11 protein-coding genes are annotated in these 15652 nt (G+C 67.4%); 10 read left to right on the top strand and 1 reads right to left on the bottom strand.

Annotation, left to right across the window (positions count from 1 at the left end; genetic code table 11):
• The first annotated feature begins 54 nt into the window (after positions 1-54).
• The 4 genes from hrcA to dnaJ all read left to right on the top strand — a co-directional run bounded on the left by hrcA (position 55) and on the right by dnaJ (position 5002).
• Positions 55-1104 carry a heat-inducible transcriptional repressor HrcA gene (gene hrcA, locus AC3A4E_RS08640; protein WP_487631080.1) on the top strand — a complete coding sequence of 350 codons (1050 nt, stop codon included), beginning with the start codon at positions 55-57 and terminating at the stop codon, positions 1102-1104.
• 41 nt (positions 1105-1145) lie between these two features.
• A complete protein-coding gene (grpE, locus tag AC3A4E_RS08645) occupies positions 1146-1676 on the top strand; it encodes a nucleotide exchange factor GrpE (protein ID WP_487631081.1) in 531 nt (176 codons plus the stop codon).
• 135 nt (positions 1677-1811) lie between these two features.
• Entirely contained in the window at positions 1812-3728 is a 1917-nt protein-coding gene (dnaK, locus tag AC3A4E_RS08650; RefSeq protein WP_487631082.1) for a molecular chaperone DnaK, read from the top strand.
• Between the two features lie 137 nt (positions 3729-3865).
• Positions 3866-5002, top strand: coding sequence for a molecular chaperone DnaJ (gene dnaJ / locus AC3A4E_RS08655; RefSeq protein WP_487631083.1), 1137 nt, complete (start codon positions 3866-3868; stop codon positions 5000-5002).
• A gap of 1126 nt (positions 5003-6128) precedes the next feature.
• Here the strand turns inward: dnaJ and AC3A4E_RS08660 are convergent.
• Positions 6129-6890, bottom strand: a complete 762-nt coding sequence (locus AC3A4E_RS08660) for a 3-oxoacyl-ACP reductase (RefSeq protein WP_487631084.1) — start codon at positions 6888-6890, stop codon at positions 6129-6131.
• Between the two features lie 200 nt (positions 6891-7090).
• On the opposite strand from AC3A4E_RS08660, the gene dapB reads away from it, so the two are divergent.
• The 6 genes from dapB (at position 7091) to recJ (ending at position 15571) form a co-directional block, all read left to right on the top strand.
• The gene (gene dapB / locus AC3A4E_RS08665; RefSeq protein WP_487631085.1) at positions 7091-7816 is read left to right on the top strand and encodes a 4-hydroxy-tetrahydrodipicolinate reductase; all 726 of its coding nucleotides are present in this window, start codon (positions 7091-7093) and stop codon (positions 7814-7816) included.
• A 151-nt stretch (positions 7817-7967) separates the two neighbouring features.
• Positions 7968-9119 carry a glutamine-hydrolyzing carbamoyl-phosphate synthase small subunit gene (carA, locus tag AC3A4E_RS08670; protein WP_487631086.1) on the top strand — a complete coding sequence of 384 codons (1152 nt, stop codon included), beginning with the start codon at positions 7968-7970 and terminating at the stop codon, positions 9117-9119.
• Between the two features lies 1 nt (position 9120).
• Complete coding sequence (carB, locus tag AC3A4E_RS08675) at positions 9121-12390, top strand: carbamoyl-phosphate synthase large subunit (RefSeq protein ID WP_487631087.1); 3270 nt, start codon at positions 9121-9123, stop codon at positions 12388-12390.
• A gap of 25 nt (positions 12391-12415) precedes the next feature.
• Positions 12416-12880 carry a transcription elongation factor GreA gene (greA, locus tag AC3A4E_RS08680; RefSeq protein ID WP_465074692.1) on the top strand — a complete coding sequence of 155 codons (465 nt, stop codon included), beginning with the start codon at positions 12416-12418 and terminating at the stop codon, positions 12878-12880.
• Positions 12881-12884: 4 nt separating this feature from the next.
• Positions 12885-13844 (top strand): phosphoglycerate mutase, encoded by a 960-nt coding sequence (locus AC3A4E_RS08685; protein WP_487631088.1) that lies wholly within the window; start codon positions 12885-12887, stop codon positions 13842-13844.
• On the top strand, positions 13841-15571 hold the full coding sequence (gene recJ, locus AC3A4E_RS08690) for a single-stranded-DNA-specific exonuclease RecJ (RefSeq protein WP_487631089.1): 1731 nt from the start codon (positions 13841-13843) through the stop codon (positions 15569-15571). The genes AC3A4E_RS08685 and recJ overlap by 4 nt, the downstream gene beginning before the upstream one ends.
• Positions 15572-15652: the final 81 nt, after the last annotated feature.

The following is a 15652-nucleotide window of genomic DNA, read 5'->3' on the forward strand; positions in this document are numbered from 1 at the left end:
CGACGAGAGAATGCGGCGCTTGCATCGCAGGTAGGCGCACCGTATACCGCCCGCATGTCCTCCGATCCCCGCCATCCGCTCGATCCGCGTGCCCGGCAGCTGCTGCGCACACTGATCGCCCGGCATATCCAGGACGGGGAGCCGGTCGGTTCGCAGACGTTGGCGCGGCATGCAGGGCTGGATGTGAGCGCGGCGACGATCCGCAACATCCTGTCCGATCTCGAGGAATCCGGCCTGCTGGTCTCGCCGCATACCTCGGCCGGCCGCGTGCCGACGGCGCAGGGCTACCGGGTGTTCGTCGACTCGCTGTTGCAGGTCAAGCCGCTGCGTGCACCCGAACTCGAACGTCTGCGTGGCGAACTCGGCGTAGGCGGGCACCAGTCGCTGCTGGGCAGCGCGTCGGAGCTGGTGTCGGCGATGACCCATTTCGTCGGCGTGGTGTCGGTGCCGCGACGCGAGCAACTGGCGTTCCGGCATATCGATTTCGTGCCGCTCGATGGCCAGAGGATCATGGCCATCATCGTGTTCGCCGACCACGAAGTGCAGAACCGCATCTTCCAGACCCGGCGCGGCTTCGAGGCCGTGGAGCTGGAACGCGTGGCGAACTATCTCAACCAGCAGTTCGCCGGGCGCCCGCTGGGCGACATCCGGGCGGCACTGGTCGAGGAGCTGCGCAACGCCCGCGACGAGATGGAAGCGCTGCTGTCGCAGACCATGGAGCTCGCCGAACAGGCGCTGGTGCCTGCTGAGGACGACATGCTGCTGGCCGGGCAGAACCGCCTGATCGGCGTGCAGGACCTGTCGGATCTCGATCGTCTGCGCGACCTGTTCGAGGTGTTTGCGCGCAAGCGCGAGATCCTGCAGTTGCTCGAACGCACGATCCGCGCGCCGGGCGTGCGGATCTTCATCGGTGAGGAAACCGGGCTGGCGCCGCTGGAGGGCATGTCGCTGGTGACTGCGCCCTATGGCGCCGGCGGCCGCACGCTGGGCGTGCTGGGCGTGATCGGCCCCACGCGCATGGCCTACGAGCGGGTGATTCCGGTGGTGCAGGCGACCGCGAGCGTGCTGGGCGCGGCCTTGAATCCGGACGCCCCGACCCCATAGCTGGTGCCGTCGGCGGCCAGACGACCGCCCCGGAACCCGACATGACCCAGCAGCACGATTCGCAGTCCCCCGATTTCCACGAGACCGATGGCCCGGAAGCGGCCTCGGTCGAGCAGCAACTGGCCGACCAGGTCGAGCGCCTCAGCGGCGAGCTCGAACAGCTCCGCGCGCAGGTGTTGCTGGAACGCGCCGATCTCGAGAACCAGCGCAAGCGTCTGGCCCGCGAGGTCGAGAACGCACGCCGCTTCGCCAACGAACGCCTGCTGGCCGCACTGGTACCGGTGTTCGATGCACTCGAAGCCGGTCTGGCCAGTGCGCCGGAGAACGATCCGCTGCGCAGCGGCGTCGAGTTGACCCTGCGCGAGCTGACCCGTGCCACCGAGAGCAACGGCCTGGCCACGCTGGCGCCGGCGCCGGGCGACGTGTTCAACCCCGAACACCACCAGGCGATGAGCATCGTCGATGTGCCGGGCGTGGCGCCGGGCGCGGTGGCCCAGGTGTTCCAGAAGGGCTACCTGCTCAACGAGCGTCTGCTGCGACCGGCCATGGTCGTCGTCGCCAAGGCTGACTGAACGCCCCGGGCCCCGGCCCGATCGCGAATTCCGATGCGTCACACCGCTTGAACGCTGTGTTGCGTGTCCCCAGATCACGGTCATCGACGGTTCCGGCCGTCACCCAGACACATACCTTTTAGAGGAAGCAGCGCAATGGCAAAGATCATCGGCATCGACCTCGGCACGACGAACTCGTGCGTGGCGATCATGGACGGCGGCAAGGCCAAGGTCATCGAGAACAGCGAGGGCGATCGCACGACGCCGTCGGTCGTCGCCTATACCAAGGACGGCGAAGTGCTGGTGGGCGCGTCGGCCAAGCGCCAGGCGGTGACCAATCCGCACAACACCTTCTTCGCGGTGAAGCGCCTGATCGGCCGCAAGTTCAAGGACGGCGAAGTCCAGAAGGACATCGGCCTGGTGCCGTACAAGATCCTCGAGCACGACAACGGCGACGCCTGGGTGTCGACCAGTGACGGCAAGCGCCTGTCCGCGCAGGAAGTCTCCGCGCGCATCCTCGAGAAGATGAAGAAGACCGCCGAGGATTACCTGGGCGAGAAGGTCACCGAAGCCGTGATCACGGTGCCGGCCTACTTCAACGACAGCCAGCGCCAGGCGACCAAGGACGCCGGCCGCATCGCCGGTCTCGACGTCAAGCGCATCATCAACGAGCCGACCGCGGCCGCGCTGGCCTATGGCCTCGACAAGTCCGGCGGCGACCGCAAGATCGCCGTGTACGACCTCGGTGGCGGCACGTTCGACGTGTCGATCATCGAGATCGCGGAAGTCGACGGCGAGAAGCAGTTCGAAGTGCTGGCCACCAATGGCGACACCTTCCTCGGCGGCGAAGACTTCGACGCACGCGTCATCGATTACCTGGTCGAAGAGTTCAACAAGGACCAGGGCATCGACCTGCGCAAGGATCCGTTGGCGCTGCAGCGTCTGAAGGATGCGGCCGAGCGCGCGAAGATCGAGCTCTCCAGCTCGCAGCAGACCGAAGTGAACCTGCCGTACGTCACCGCCGACGCATCGGGCCCGAAGCACCTCAACATCAAGCTGACCCGCGCCAAGCTCGAGTCGCTGGTCGAGGAACTCGTGCGCAAGACGATCGAGCCCTGCCGCACCGCGCTCAACGACGCAGGCCTGCGCGCGTCCGACATCAACGAGGTGATCCTCGTCGGTGGCCAGACCCGCATGCCCAAGGTGCAGGCGGCGGTCGCCGAGTTCTTCGGCAAGGAACCGCGCAAGGACGTGAACCCCGACGAGGCCGTTGCGATCGGCGCGGCGGTGCAGGGCGGCGTGCTGGCCGGTGACGTCAAGGACGTGCTGCTGCTCGACGTGACCCCGCTGAGCCTCGGCATCGAGACCCTGGGTGGTGTGTTCACCAAGATCATCGAGAAGAACACCACGATCCCGACCAAGGCCTCGCAGACGTTCTCCACCGCCGACGACAACCAGTCGGCCGTGACCGTGCACGTGCTGCAGGGCGAGCGCGAGCAGGCCCGCTTCAACAAGTCGCTGGCCCGCTTCGACCTCACCGGCATCGACGCTGCGCCGCGCGGCATGCCGCAGGTCGAGGTGTCGTTCGACATCGACGCCAACGGCATCCTGCACGTGTCGGCCAAGGACAAGAAGACCAACAAGGAACAGAAGGTCGAGATCAAGGCCGGTTCGGGCCTGTCGGACGACGAGATCGCCCGGATGGTCGCCGACGCCGAAGCGCACCGCGAAGACGACAAGAAGTTCCAGGAGCTGGTCGGCGCACGCAACCAGGCCGATGCGCTGGTGCACGCCACGCGCACCGCGATCAAGGACAACGGCGACAAGGTGCCGGGCGACGTGATCGGCAATGCGGAGTCGGCGATCGCCGAGGTCGAGACCGCGATGAAGGGCGACGACAAGGCGCAGATCGAAGCCAAGTCCAAGCACCTCGAGGAAGTCGCGCAGCAGCTGTTCGCAGCCGCCGGCGCGGCGGGCCAGGGCGACGCCGGTGCGGCTTCGGGCGATGCGCCGAAGTCCGACGATGTCGTCGATGCCGAGTTCACCGAGGTCAAGGACGACGAGAAGAAGTAAGTCGGTACCGCCGCGGCCCTGCCGCGGCGTTTCGGCCGGAACCCCGGCATCGCGCGCGCCCCCGGCGGCGGTGTCGGGCGACCGGCTTCCGTTTTTAACGAGACCGTCGCTGCGACGGTCCCTGCGACCGGTTTTCCATGAGCAAACGCGATTATTACGAAGTGCTGGGTGTCACCCGCAGCGCGACCGAAGACGAACTGAAGAAGGCCTATCGCCGGTGCGCGATGAAGCACCACCCTGACCGCAATCCCGGCGACGCGAGTGCCGAGGCTGCGTTCAAGGAGTGCAAGGAGGCCTACGAAGTGCTGTCGGACGGCGGCAAGCGGCGCATGTACGACCAGCACGGACACGCTGCGTTCGAGCACGGCATGGGCGGCGGCAATGCCGGCCCGGGCTTCGGCGGCGGCGCCGACATGGGCGATATCTTTGGCGACATCTTCGGCAACATCTTCGGAGGTGGCGGCGGCCGTGGAGGCCCGCGTCGCGGCGCCGACATCGGCTACGTGATGGAGCTCGACCTCGAAGACGCGGTGGGTGGCGTCGAGAAACGCATCGAACTGCCGACGCTCGCCGGATGTGACGACTGCGACGGCAGCGGTTCGGAAGACGGCAAGCGCGAGACCTGTTCGACCTGCGCCGGCCGCGGCCAGGTGCGCATGCAGCGCGGCATCTTCACGATGCAGCAGGCGTGTCCGCATTGCGGCGGCCAGGGCCAGATCATCGCCAACCCGTGCAAGACCTGCCGCGGCGCCGGTCGCGTCGAGGAAGAGAAGGTGCTGTCGGTGAAGGTGCCCGCGGGCGTCGATACCGGCGACCGGATCCGGCTTGCCGGCGAAGGCGAAGCCGGTCCGTCGGGTTCACCCCCGGGCGATCTGTATGTCGAAGTCCGCGTACGTCCCCACTCGATCTTCCAGCGCGACGGCGACGATCTGCATTGCGAAGTGCCGGTGCGCATTTCGCAGGCCGCGCTGGGCGACATCGTGCGCGTCCCCACGCTCGGCGGCGAAGCGGAAATCCGCGTGCCGGCCGAGACGCAGACCGGCAAGGTGTTCCGCCTGCGCGACAAGGGCGTCAAGTCGGTGCGCAGCCGCAGCCCCGGCGATCTGTACTGCAAGGTCGTGGTCGAGACGCCGGTCAATCTGACCAAGGAGCAGCGCGAGCTGCTCGCGCAGTTCGAGACCACCTTCACCGGTGAGAACGCACACCGCCACTCGCCGAAGTCCAGCACCTTCATCGACGGGGTGAAGGGCTTCTGGGACCGCATGACGTCCTGAGTTTTTTGGGACCGTTCCACTGACACGCCCGGCCCAGTGCCGGGCGTCGTCGTTTGTGGGGTCGAAGCATCGATTCCGACGGCGGCAGACGCTTCCGGGCCATGACGCGTGACCGGCCCCGGTGATCCACAAAAGGTGTGGATCAACTGTCGACAAAGCTGTGGATAAGCAGTCCAAGTGCGCGTTTGCACTGGCGCACGGCGCGCTGGTCATTGTGTCGCCACTGTGACGCCGCGCACACGGGCCGGGCGCGGTGGCCGTTCTGCACGATGCCCGCCGTGGCGGGCTTCTCGGCGCACTCTCGCGGAAAAACGCTTGACGCCACCCCTGGATGGGCCTAGCCGGCGCGCTGTCCACATGCGGTGTGGATGGACTGTGGGTCAAGGTGTGGATAAGCGTGTGGAACGGCGTCGTAGCAGGGTGTAAAAATCGTGGTGATTTTCTGGTCACTCGCGGGGTGAGGGCCTGTTTTCGTGCTTGACCTGCGCACGGTGCAGTGCAGTCGTGTGTTGTCGGCATGTGACTGGTCGGGTGCCTGGTACACGCGCTCCGCGCTGGGGCAGCGTCGGTACTTCGGAACGGGTCGGGCGATATCGCTTACGGCGACGAATCTCGTCTGCGCGCAGGCCCGTCGAAGCGATTGACCCGCGCGCACCGGTCGCGTAGCGACGCGGTTCTCCACAGCGCATGTGGATCGTCTGACGACAAAGTTGTGGATAAGCGTCACGCGCGGCGCTGCGACGGTCCTCGAAACGGGTGGTTATTTTTTAACCAGTTGTAGGGATGTGCGCGAACACGGCGCTTGACCCGCGCACGCGCTTCGTCATCGCGTTACGTGGGATCGGATCGCCCGCATGTTCCGGACGCACGCAATGCGCAGTCGCGCTTGACCGGTCCATGGCGACCGACTAGCCCACCGGTCATCCACAGCGGCTGTGGATGATTCGATGACAAGTCTGTGGGTAAGCGACGCGACGCCGCCTGCGACGCGGCGCGCGCAGCGCTGGTCATTTATTGACCAGCGCTGCGAAGTCACTTCGAGATGCCGCTTGACCCGCGCAGCGCGATCCGCATGCGCATCGCGCGCGCGCCGGGATCCGGTTCGACATCGGCGCGCATGGAACACTCAGTCGCGTACGAGCCCGCCGTCGACGACGAGGTTCTGTCCGGTGACCGCGCGCGACCAGGGCGAGGCGAAGAACAGCACCGCATCGGCAAACTCGACCGGCGTGGTCACGCTGCGCAGTGGCGTGTTCGCGGCGATGTAGTCGAACACTGCGTCGGGCGTCGCGGCGCTTGCATCGGTGGTGCGCAGCAGGCCGCCGGACAGCATGTTGACGGTGATGCCGTCCGGGCCGAGATCGCCGGCGAGCGTGCGGGTCAACGACAGCAGTGCGGCCTTCGCGGCCGTGTAGTCGTGATAGGGCACCACCGGGTTCTGGAACAGGTTGGTGCCGATGTTGATGACGCGGCCGAAGCCGTAGGCGCGCATGCCCGGCAGCGCGGCCTGCACCGTGTGCAATGCGCCGCGCACGCTGCCTTCGAACTGCGCGGCGAATGCAGGCCAGTCGATCGTGTCGGCTTTCGCGCGCGCATCGCCATCGAATGCGAAATCGACCAGCGCGTTGTTGACGACGGTGGTGATGTCGACGCCGAAGTGCGCGCGCGCCTGTGCATACAGCGCATCGACCTGGGCGCGGTCGGTGACGTCGGCCTGCAGCGCGATCGCGCGCGTGCCGATCTGCGCCGCCAGCGCCTCTGCGGCCTCACGGCTGCGGCGGTAGTTGACGACGACGCGGGCGCCTTCGCGTGCGAAGGCGAGGGCGATCTCGCGCCCGAGGCCGCGGCCGGCGCCGGTGACGAGGACGATCTGTTCGGACAGCTGCATGGGAAGGTCCCGGGAGGAGGGGGCGGACAGGGTAAACGCGTCCCGATCCATCACCGGACGCGCAGTGGCAAGGGCCTGCAGGCACCGGCTTCCCGTCCTGCCGCGCGCCGCTAGAATGCGGGGATGAGCATTCCGCACACCGCATTGCCGTCGACCACGACGCTCCAGCCTTCGCGCCAGCTTTCCCGGACAGGTGCCGCATGACCGCGCCGGTCAAGGTGCTGGTGCACGGCGCCTCCGGGCGCATGGGGCAGGCGTTGCTGCGACTGGCGGCGGAGCGCGGAGATCTCGACATCGTCGCGGCGGTGTCGGGCCGTGCGCCGAAGCAGCGGGTCATCGATGGCGTGCCGTACTTCGGTGCGTCCGAACTCGGTGGCGTGCCCGCGTTCGATGTCGCCATCGACTTCAGCCTGCCGGGCGGCTTCGATCCGCTGCTCGCGCTGTGCGTCAAGCGCCGCGCCGCGCTGGTATCGGGTACGACCGGACTCGACGACGCGCAGCGTGCGGCGCTGGATGGCACGGCCGCGACGGTTCCGGTGCTCTGGGCGTCGAACTTCAGCCTCGGTGTCGCCGTGCTGCAGGATCTGGTCGCGCGCGCTGCGGCGGTGTTGCCGGGCTGGGACTGCGACATCGTCGAATCGCACCACACGCGCAAGCTCGATGCGCCGTCCGGCACCGCGTTGACGCTCGGGGAGGCCGCGGCCGGACAGGGCGCGACGCCGCACTACGCATCGATCCGCGCCGGCGATATCGTCGGCGAGCATCTGGTGCAGTTCACCGGCACCGGCGAACGCGTCGAGCTGGTGCACCGCGCCACCAGTCGCGATGTGTTCGCCAGCGGCGCACTGCACGTGGCGACCCGGTTGGCGGGGCGTCCGCCCGGCCGCTACGCGATCGCTGACCTGCTGGGGGCCGGTCCCGCCTGATCCATCCGCCGCGTTCACTGAACGCAGCGTGCGAATCGCTGGCGCAGGTCCGGCCGGACCCGTACAATTCTCGCTCGCCTGAACCCCAAACCTCCGGACCGGTTTCCACCGCTCTGGCGGTTTCCTGCAACCTGACGTAGGCGAAGACCTCGTGACAGATACCGCAATTCTCGTCCTTGAAGACGGCACCGTATTCGAGGGCGTTTCCGTGGGCGCCGTTGGCCTCTCCGTCGGCGAAGTGGTGTTCAACACCGCGATGACCGGCTACCAGGAAGTGCTGAGCGATCCCTCGTACGCGCGCCAGCTGGTGACGCTGACCTATCCGCATATCGGCAACACCGGCTGCACCGACCAGGACGACGAAGCGTCGCAGGTCTGGGCGTCGGGTCTCATCGTGCGCAACGTGCCGCGCCGTCCTAGCAGCTGGCGCAGCCAGGTGTCGCTGCCCGAGTGGCTGCGCGCACGCGGCATCGTCGCCATCTCCGAAATCGACACCCGCAAGCTGACGCGCCTGCTGCGCGACCGCGGTTCGATGAACGGTGCGGTGATGGCCGGCGACGTCAATGTCGAACAGGCGCTCGAAGCCGCACGCAAGTTTCCGGGCCTCAAGGGCATGGATCTGGCGAAGGTCGTCAGCACCGCCGAGCGCTACGGCTGGACCGATGGCCAGCTCGATCTCGACAGCAATGCCTTCGTCACCGCGCCTGCAAAGTTCAAGGTCGTGGCCTACGACTACGGCGTGAAGACCAACATCCTGCGCATGCTGGCCGAGCGCGGCTGCGAACTGACGGTGGTGCCGGCGCAGACGCCCGCCGCCGACGTGCTCGCGCTGAAGCCCGACGGCGTGTTCCTGTCGAACGGCCCGGGCGATCCGGAACCCTGCGATTACGCGATCGACGCGATCCGCAGTTTCATCGACGCCAAAGTGCCGACGTTCGGTATCTGTCTCGGCCATCAGCTGCTGGCGCTCGCCGCCGGCGCGAAGACGCTGAAGATGCCGCACGGGCATCACGGTGCGAACCACCCGGTGCAGGATCTGAGCGGGCCTGATGGAAGCCCGGGCAAGGTGATGATCACCTCGCAGAACCACGGCTTCGCGGTCGATGAGGCCTCGCTGCCGGCCAACGTGCGCGTGACGCATCGTTCGCTGTTCGATGGCACCAACCAGGGCATCGAACTCACCGATGCGCCTGCTTTCAGCTTCCAGGGTCACCCGGAAGCCTCGCCCGGTCCCCACGATGTCGCGCCGCTGTTCGATCGGTTCGTCGCGTCGATGCACAACAAGAACGCCGAGAGCCGCTGACATGCCAAAGCGCACTGATATCCAGACCATCCTCATCATCGGCGCCGGCCCGATCGTCATCGGCCAGGCCTGCGAGTTCGACTACTCCGGCGCGCAGGCGTGCAAGGCGCTCCGCGACGAGGGTTATCGCGTGGTGCTGGTCAACAGCAACCCCGCGACGATCATGACCGACCCGGACATGGCCGACGCGGTCTACATCGAGCCGATCAACTGGCAGACGGTCGAGAAGATCATCGCCAAGGAAAAGCCCGACGCGCTGCTGCCGACGATGGGCGGCCAGACCGCGCTCAATTGCGCGCTCGATCTCGCCGACCACGGCGTGCTCGAGAAGTACGGCGTCGAGCTGATCGGCGCCAAGCGCGAAGCGATCCGCATGGCGGAAGACCGCGAGCTGTTCCGCGTGGCGATGGGCGAGATCGATCTCGAATGCCCGCGCGCCGAAGTGGCGCACACGCTCGAGGAAGCGATCGACATCCAGACGCGCGTCGGCTATCCGACGATCATCCGTCCGAGCTTCACCCTCGGCGGTTCGGGCGGCGGCATCGCCTACAACCGCGAGGAACTGGTCGACATCGTGACCCGCGGTCTCGAGCTGTCGCCGACGACCGAAGTGCTGGTCGAGGAATCGGTGCTGGGCTGGAAGGAATTCGAGATGGAAGTGGTCCGCGACACCGCGGACAACTGCATCATCGTCTGCTCGATCGAGAACCTCGATCCGATGGGCGTGCACACCGGTGACTCGATCACCGTCGCGCCGGCGCAGACGCTGACCGACAAGGAATACCAGCGCCTGCGCAATGCGTCGGTCGCGGTGCTGCGCAAGATCGGCGTCGACACCGGCGGCTCGAACGTGCAGTTCGGCATCAATCCGAAGGACGGCCGCGTGGTCGTCATCGAAATGAATCCGCGCGTGTCGCGTTCGTCGGCGCTGGCGTCGAAGGCGACCGGCTTCCCGATCGCCAAGGTCGCGGCCAAGCTGGCCGTGGGCTACACGCTCGACGAACTCAAGAACGAGATCACCGGCGGCAAGACCCCGGCCTCGTTCGAGCCGTCGATCGATTACGTGGTCACCAAGATTCCGCGCTTCGCGTTCGAGAAGTTCCCGCAGGCCGATGCGCGCCTGACCACGCAGATGAAGTCGGTCGGCGAAGTCATGGCGATGGGCCGCACTTTCCAGGAATCGATGCAGAAGGCGCTGCGCGGTCTGGAAACGGGCAAGGTCGGCTTTGACCCCACCGGTCTGGATCTGACCGACGAAGACGACATGGCGACGCTGCGCCGCGAAGTGCGCGAGCCGGGCCCCGAGCGTCTGTTCTATCTGGCCGATGCGTTCCGCGCCGGCCTGTCTGTCGAAGATGTCTACGCGCTGTCCTACGTCGATCACTGGTTCCTCGACCAGATCGAAGAGCTGATCACGACCGAGGCCGAAGTCGCCGCTGCCGGCATCGATGCACTCGACAAGGCGCGCGTGCGTGCGCTCAAGCGCATGGGCTTCTCCGATGCGCGCCTGTCGCAGCTGCTGGGCACCGACGAGCAGGCGATCCGTGCGCTGCGCCGCGCGTTCGGCGTGCGCCCGGTCTACAAGCGTGTCGACTCCAGCGCGGCCGAGTTCGCCACCGATACCGCGTACCTGTATTCGACCTACGAGGACGAGTGCGAGGCGCAGCCGACCAGCCGCGACAAGATCATGATCCTCGGTGGCGGTCCCAACCGCATCGGCCAGGGCATCGAGTTCGACTACTGCTGCGTGCATGCCGCGCTGGCGCTGCGCGACGACGGGTACGAGACCATCATGGTCAACTGCAACCCGGAAACCGTGTCCACCGATTACGACACCTCCGACCGCCTGTACTTCGAGCCGCTGACGCTCGAAGACGTGCTGGAGATCGTCGAGGTCGAGAAGCCCAAGGGCGTGATCGTGCAGTACGGCGGCCAGACCCCGCTCAAGCTCGCGCGTGCGCTCGAAGCCAACGGTGTGCCGATCATCGGCACTTCGCCTGACTCGATCGATCTGGCCGAAGACCGCGAGCGCTTCCAGAAGCTGGTCGACGAACTGGGCCTCAAGCAGCCGCCGAACCGCACCGCGCGCAACCCCGAGGAAGCGCTGGTGCTGGCGCGCGAGATCGGCTATCCGCTGGTCGTGCGTCCGAGCTACGTGCTCGGCGGCCGTGCGATGGAAGTGGTGCACGCCGACAGCGATCTCGCGCGCTATATGCGCGACGCGGTCAAGGTGTCGAACGATTCGCCGGTGCTGCTCGACCGCTTCCTCGACAACGCGGTCGAAGTCGACATCGACGTTATCGCCGACAAGGACGGCAACGTGCTGATCGGCGGGGTCATGGAACACATCGAGGAAGCTGGCGTGCATTCGGGCGATTCCTCGTGCTCGCTGCCGCCGTATTCGTTGTCGGCAGACGTGCAGGCGCGTTTGCGCGAGCAGGTCGTGGCGCTGGCGCGCAAGCTCAAGGTGATCGGCCTGATGAACACCCAGTTCGCGGTGCAGACCGACGACGACGGCGTCGATACGATCTTCCTGCTGGAAGTGAATCCGCGTGCCTCGCGCACGGTGCCGTTCGTGTCCAAGGCGATCGGCATGCCGCTCGCCAAGATCGCTGCGCGTTGCATGGCCGGCAAGACGCTGGCCGAGCAAGGCGCGACGACCGAGATCGTGCCGGAGTACTTCTCGGTCAAGGAAGCGATCTTCCCGTTCGCGAAGTTCCAGGGCGTCGACCCGATCCTCGGCCCGGAGATGCGCTCCACCGGTGAGGTCATGGGCGTGGGCGAGAGCTTCGGCGCGGCGTTCGCACGCGCGCAGGAAGCGGCGAGCATCAAGACCCCGCCGACCAGTGGCAAGGTGTTCGTGTCCGTGCGCGATCCCGACAAGAAGCGTGTGCTGCCGGTCGCCCGCGACATCATCGCGCGTGGCTACACGATTGTCTCCACCGCCGGCACCGCCAAGTGGCTGCGCGAGCACGACATCGAGTGCGAGCAGATCAACAAGGTCGTCGAAGGCCGTCCGCACATCGTCGATCTGATCAAGAACGGCGAGATCGCGTACATCGTCAACACGACCGAGGGCAAGCAGGCGATCTCCGACTCGTTCTCGATCCGTCGCGAGGCCCTGCAGCACCGGGTGACGTACTCGACCACCGTTGCCGGCGCGAAGGCCCTGCTGCATTCTCTGGAATTCCGCGGCAGCGGCCCGGTCTGGGCACTGCAGGAACTGCACGCGCGCCTCAAGGGCAGCGCGGCAGCCACTTCAACACACTGACGGAGGCACGCCCATGCGCGCACCCATGACCCTGCGCGGCGCCCAGCGCCTGCGCGAAGAACTCGAAGAACTGAAGTCGGTCAAGCGCCCGGCGGTGATCGAAGCGATCTCCGAAGCGCGTGCACACGGCGATCTCAAGGAGAACGCCGAGTACCACGCCGCGCGCGAGCAGCAGAGCTTCATCGAAGGTCGCATCAAGCAGCTCGAAGGCGAGCTGTCGCATGCCGATCTGATCGATGTCGCCAAGCTCAATGCCGGCGACAAGGTGGTGTTCGGTGCGACGGTCGTCATCGCCGATACCGAGACCGACGAAGAGAAGCGCTACCAGATCGTCGGCGACCTCGAAGCCGACATCAAGAAGGGCCTGATCGCGATTTCCTCGCCGGTCGCGCGCGCGATGATCGGCAAGCACGAGGGCGACAGTGTCAGTATCGATGCGCCCGGCGGCTCGCGCGAGTACGACATCATCAGCGTCGAGTATCTCGGCTGAGCCGATGACGTCAGCCACCTTCCTGTTGCCCGCAGCCGCACGCTTCGGTGCGCAGCGCTGGCAGCAGGATGTGTCGCGGGCGCTGGGACGCGCGGACATGGCGTCGCTGGCGTCCGGCCGGCGTGCGCAACTCGCGCGGCACATTGAACTGCCTGGCGGCACCTGGCCGCTCGCGGCCCTGTCGCGGCAGGTCGATGTCGGCGATGCGGGTGCGTCCGACAGCGCGTGGCTGCGCGCCGATCCCGCGTGGCTGCGACCCGACATCAATGGCGTACGCCTGATGGCGCATGGCGACACGCTGGGCCTGACCCGCGAAGACTGCGATGCATTGCTGCCGGCGCTGCAGCCGGTATTCGGCGATGCCGGCTTCGTGCTGGATGCGCCCGATCCGGCGCGCTGGTATCTGCGTGTGCCGCAGGCGAGTCCCTTGCCGGAGTTCCTGGATCCGTCCGAAGCGCTGGGCACCGATCTCGCCGATCACGACGACGACAGCGCTGCGGCGCGCCGCTGGCGTGCGCTCGCGACGGAAGCGCAGATCATCCTGCACAACCATCCCTGGAATGCGCGCCGTGTCGCGGCCGGCAAAACGCCGGTCAATGCGCTGTGGTTCTGGGGCGGTGGCCCGCTGCCCGATGCGCGCGTGCACACGCGCAGCGCGCATGCGCAGGTCCACACCGACGATCCCACGCTGCATGCACTCGCCGCGAGCGCGACCACGGTTGCGTCCTTGCCGCGTACGTTCCCGGAACCGCGTGACGCGGCGCTGTTCGATCTGGTCGGCGAACGTGATCTGCGCCGCCTGCAGACGGACTGGTTGCAGCCTGCAATCGCCGCGCTGGCCCGCGGCCAGTTGCGCACGCTGACGATCGACGACGAAGACGGCCATGTGCTGACGCTGCGCCGCTGGCATCGTCTGCGCGTCTGGCGTCGTCCGCGCTTCGCACCGCCGGCGGCGGCGTCTTGAGCGCGCAGGCGCCGACGATCCGCCGCCGCGAGGCTACGGTCGGCGCGGACTGGCCGTCGACCGTGCCGTCGCTGCTGCGACGCATCTATGCCGCGCGCGGCGCGCATGACCTCGACGCCGCGCAGCCGAAACTCGCCGGCCTGCTGCCGCCCGATGGGCTGTCGAACATCGACGCCGCGACAGAACTCCTCGCCGATGCCATCGCCAAAGGCGAACGCATTCTCGTCGTCGGTGACTTCGACTGCGATGGCGCCACGGCGTGTGCGGTCGCAGTGCGCGGGCTGCGCATGCTCGGCGCGCGCGACATCGTGCATGCGGTGCCCAACCGCATCACCCACGGCTACGGCCTGTCGCCGGCGCTGGTCGAGTCGCTGGCGCCACTCGCGCCGTCGCTGCTGGTGACCGTCGATCATGGCATCGCCTGCCACGCCGGCATCCGCGCGGCGAAAGCGCTGGGCTGGCGCGTGCTGGTGACCGATCACCATCTGCCGGGCACCGGACTCCCGCCGGCCGATGCGATCGTCAATCCGAACCTCCCTGGCGATACCTTCCCGAGCAAGATGCTGGCCGGCGTCGGCGTGATCTTCTACGTGCTGATGGCGCTGCGCGCGCGGCTGCGCGGGCAGGGCGATGCACGCGCCGCAGATGCGGATCTGGGCAGCCTGCTGGATCTTGTCGCGGTCGGCACCGTTGCCGATCTGGTGCCGCTGGACGCGAACAACCGCGCGCTCGTGTCCGCTGGCCTGCGCCGCCTGCGCGCGCGTCGTGGCTGCGCCGGGCTCAATGCGCTGATCGAGATCGCCGGCCGCGATGCCGCGCGCCTGACCGCGGCCGACATCGGTTTCGCGGTCGGCCCGAGAATCAATGCCGCCGGCCGGCTCGAAGATATGGCGATCGGCATTGAATGCCTGCTCAGCGACGACGGCGCGCATGCGCGCGATCTCGCCGACACGCTGCACCAGATCAATGCCGAACGCCGCGCAGTGCAGCAGTCGATGCTCGACGACGCCGAGGCCGCGGTCGCCGGGCAGCCGCCGGTCGATCCGGCCAGTGCCGGTGTGTGCCTGTTCGATGCCGAGTGGCATCCGGGCGTCGTCGGTCTGGTGGCGTCGAAGATGAAGGACGCGCTGCACCGTCCGGTGATCGCGTTCGCGCCCGCCGAGCCCGGCAGCGACCAGCTGCGCGGTTCGGCGCGTTCGATCCCCGGCCTGCATATCCGCGACGTGCTCGCCGCGGTCGACGTCGCACATCCCGGCCTCATCGAACGCTTCGGCGGTCACGCGATGGCGGCCGGACTCACCCTGCAGCGCGATCACCTGTACGCGTTCACCGAGGCCTTCCGCGCGACGGTCGAACAGATGCTCGATCCCGCCTTGCTGCGCGCCGAGATCCTCACCGACGGCGCCTTGCGCGGCGAAGAGTTCGACATCGTCCATGCCGCGCACCTGCGCGATGCCGGGCCGTGGGGGCAGGGCTTTCCCGAACCGCAGTTCGACGGCGAGTTCGCGGTCGTCGACTGGCGCGTGGTCGGCACCCGGCATCTGAAGCTGACGCTGCGCCTCGACGGGCATCCGAAACCGCTGTCGGCGATCCACTTCGGCGGCTGGCGCGACATCGCGCCAGCGGCACGCGAGCACATCGTGTTCCGGCTGGCGCCCGACGACTACCGGGGCGGTGATGCGGTGCAGCTCGTCGTCGAGCATCGGGCGCCGCTGGCGGGCGGCTGACCGGTCGCGTCCCCGGGCGGGGGTGCAGAAGCATGAATGCGGGTGCAGAATAAGCCGCCGCGCTTGCGCGCGTTGCGGTCG

It is taken from the genome of Luteimonas sp. Soil_N_1 (assembly GCF_057656255.1).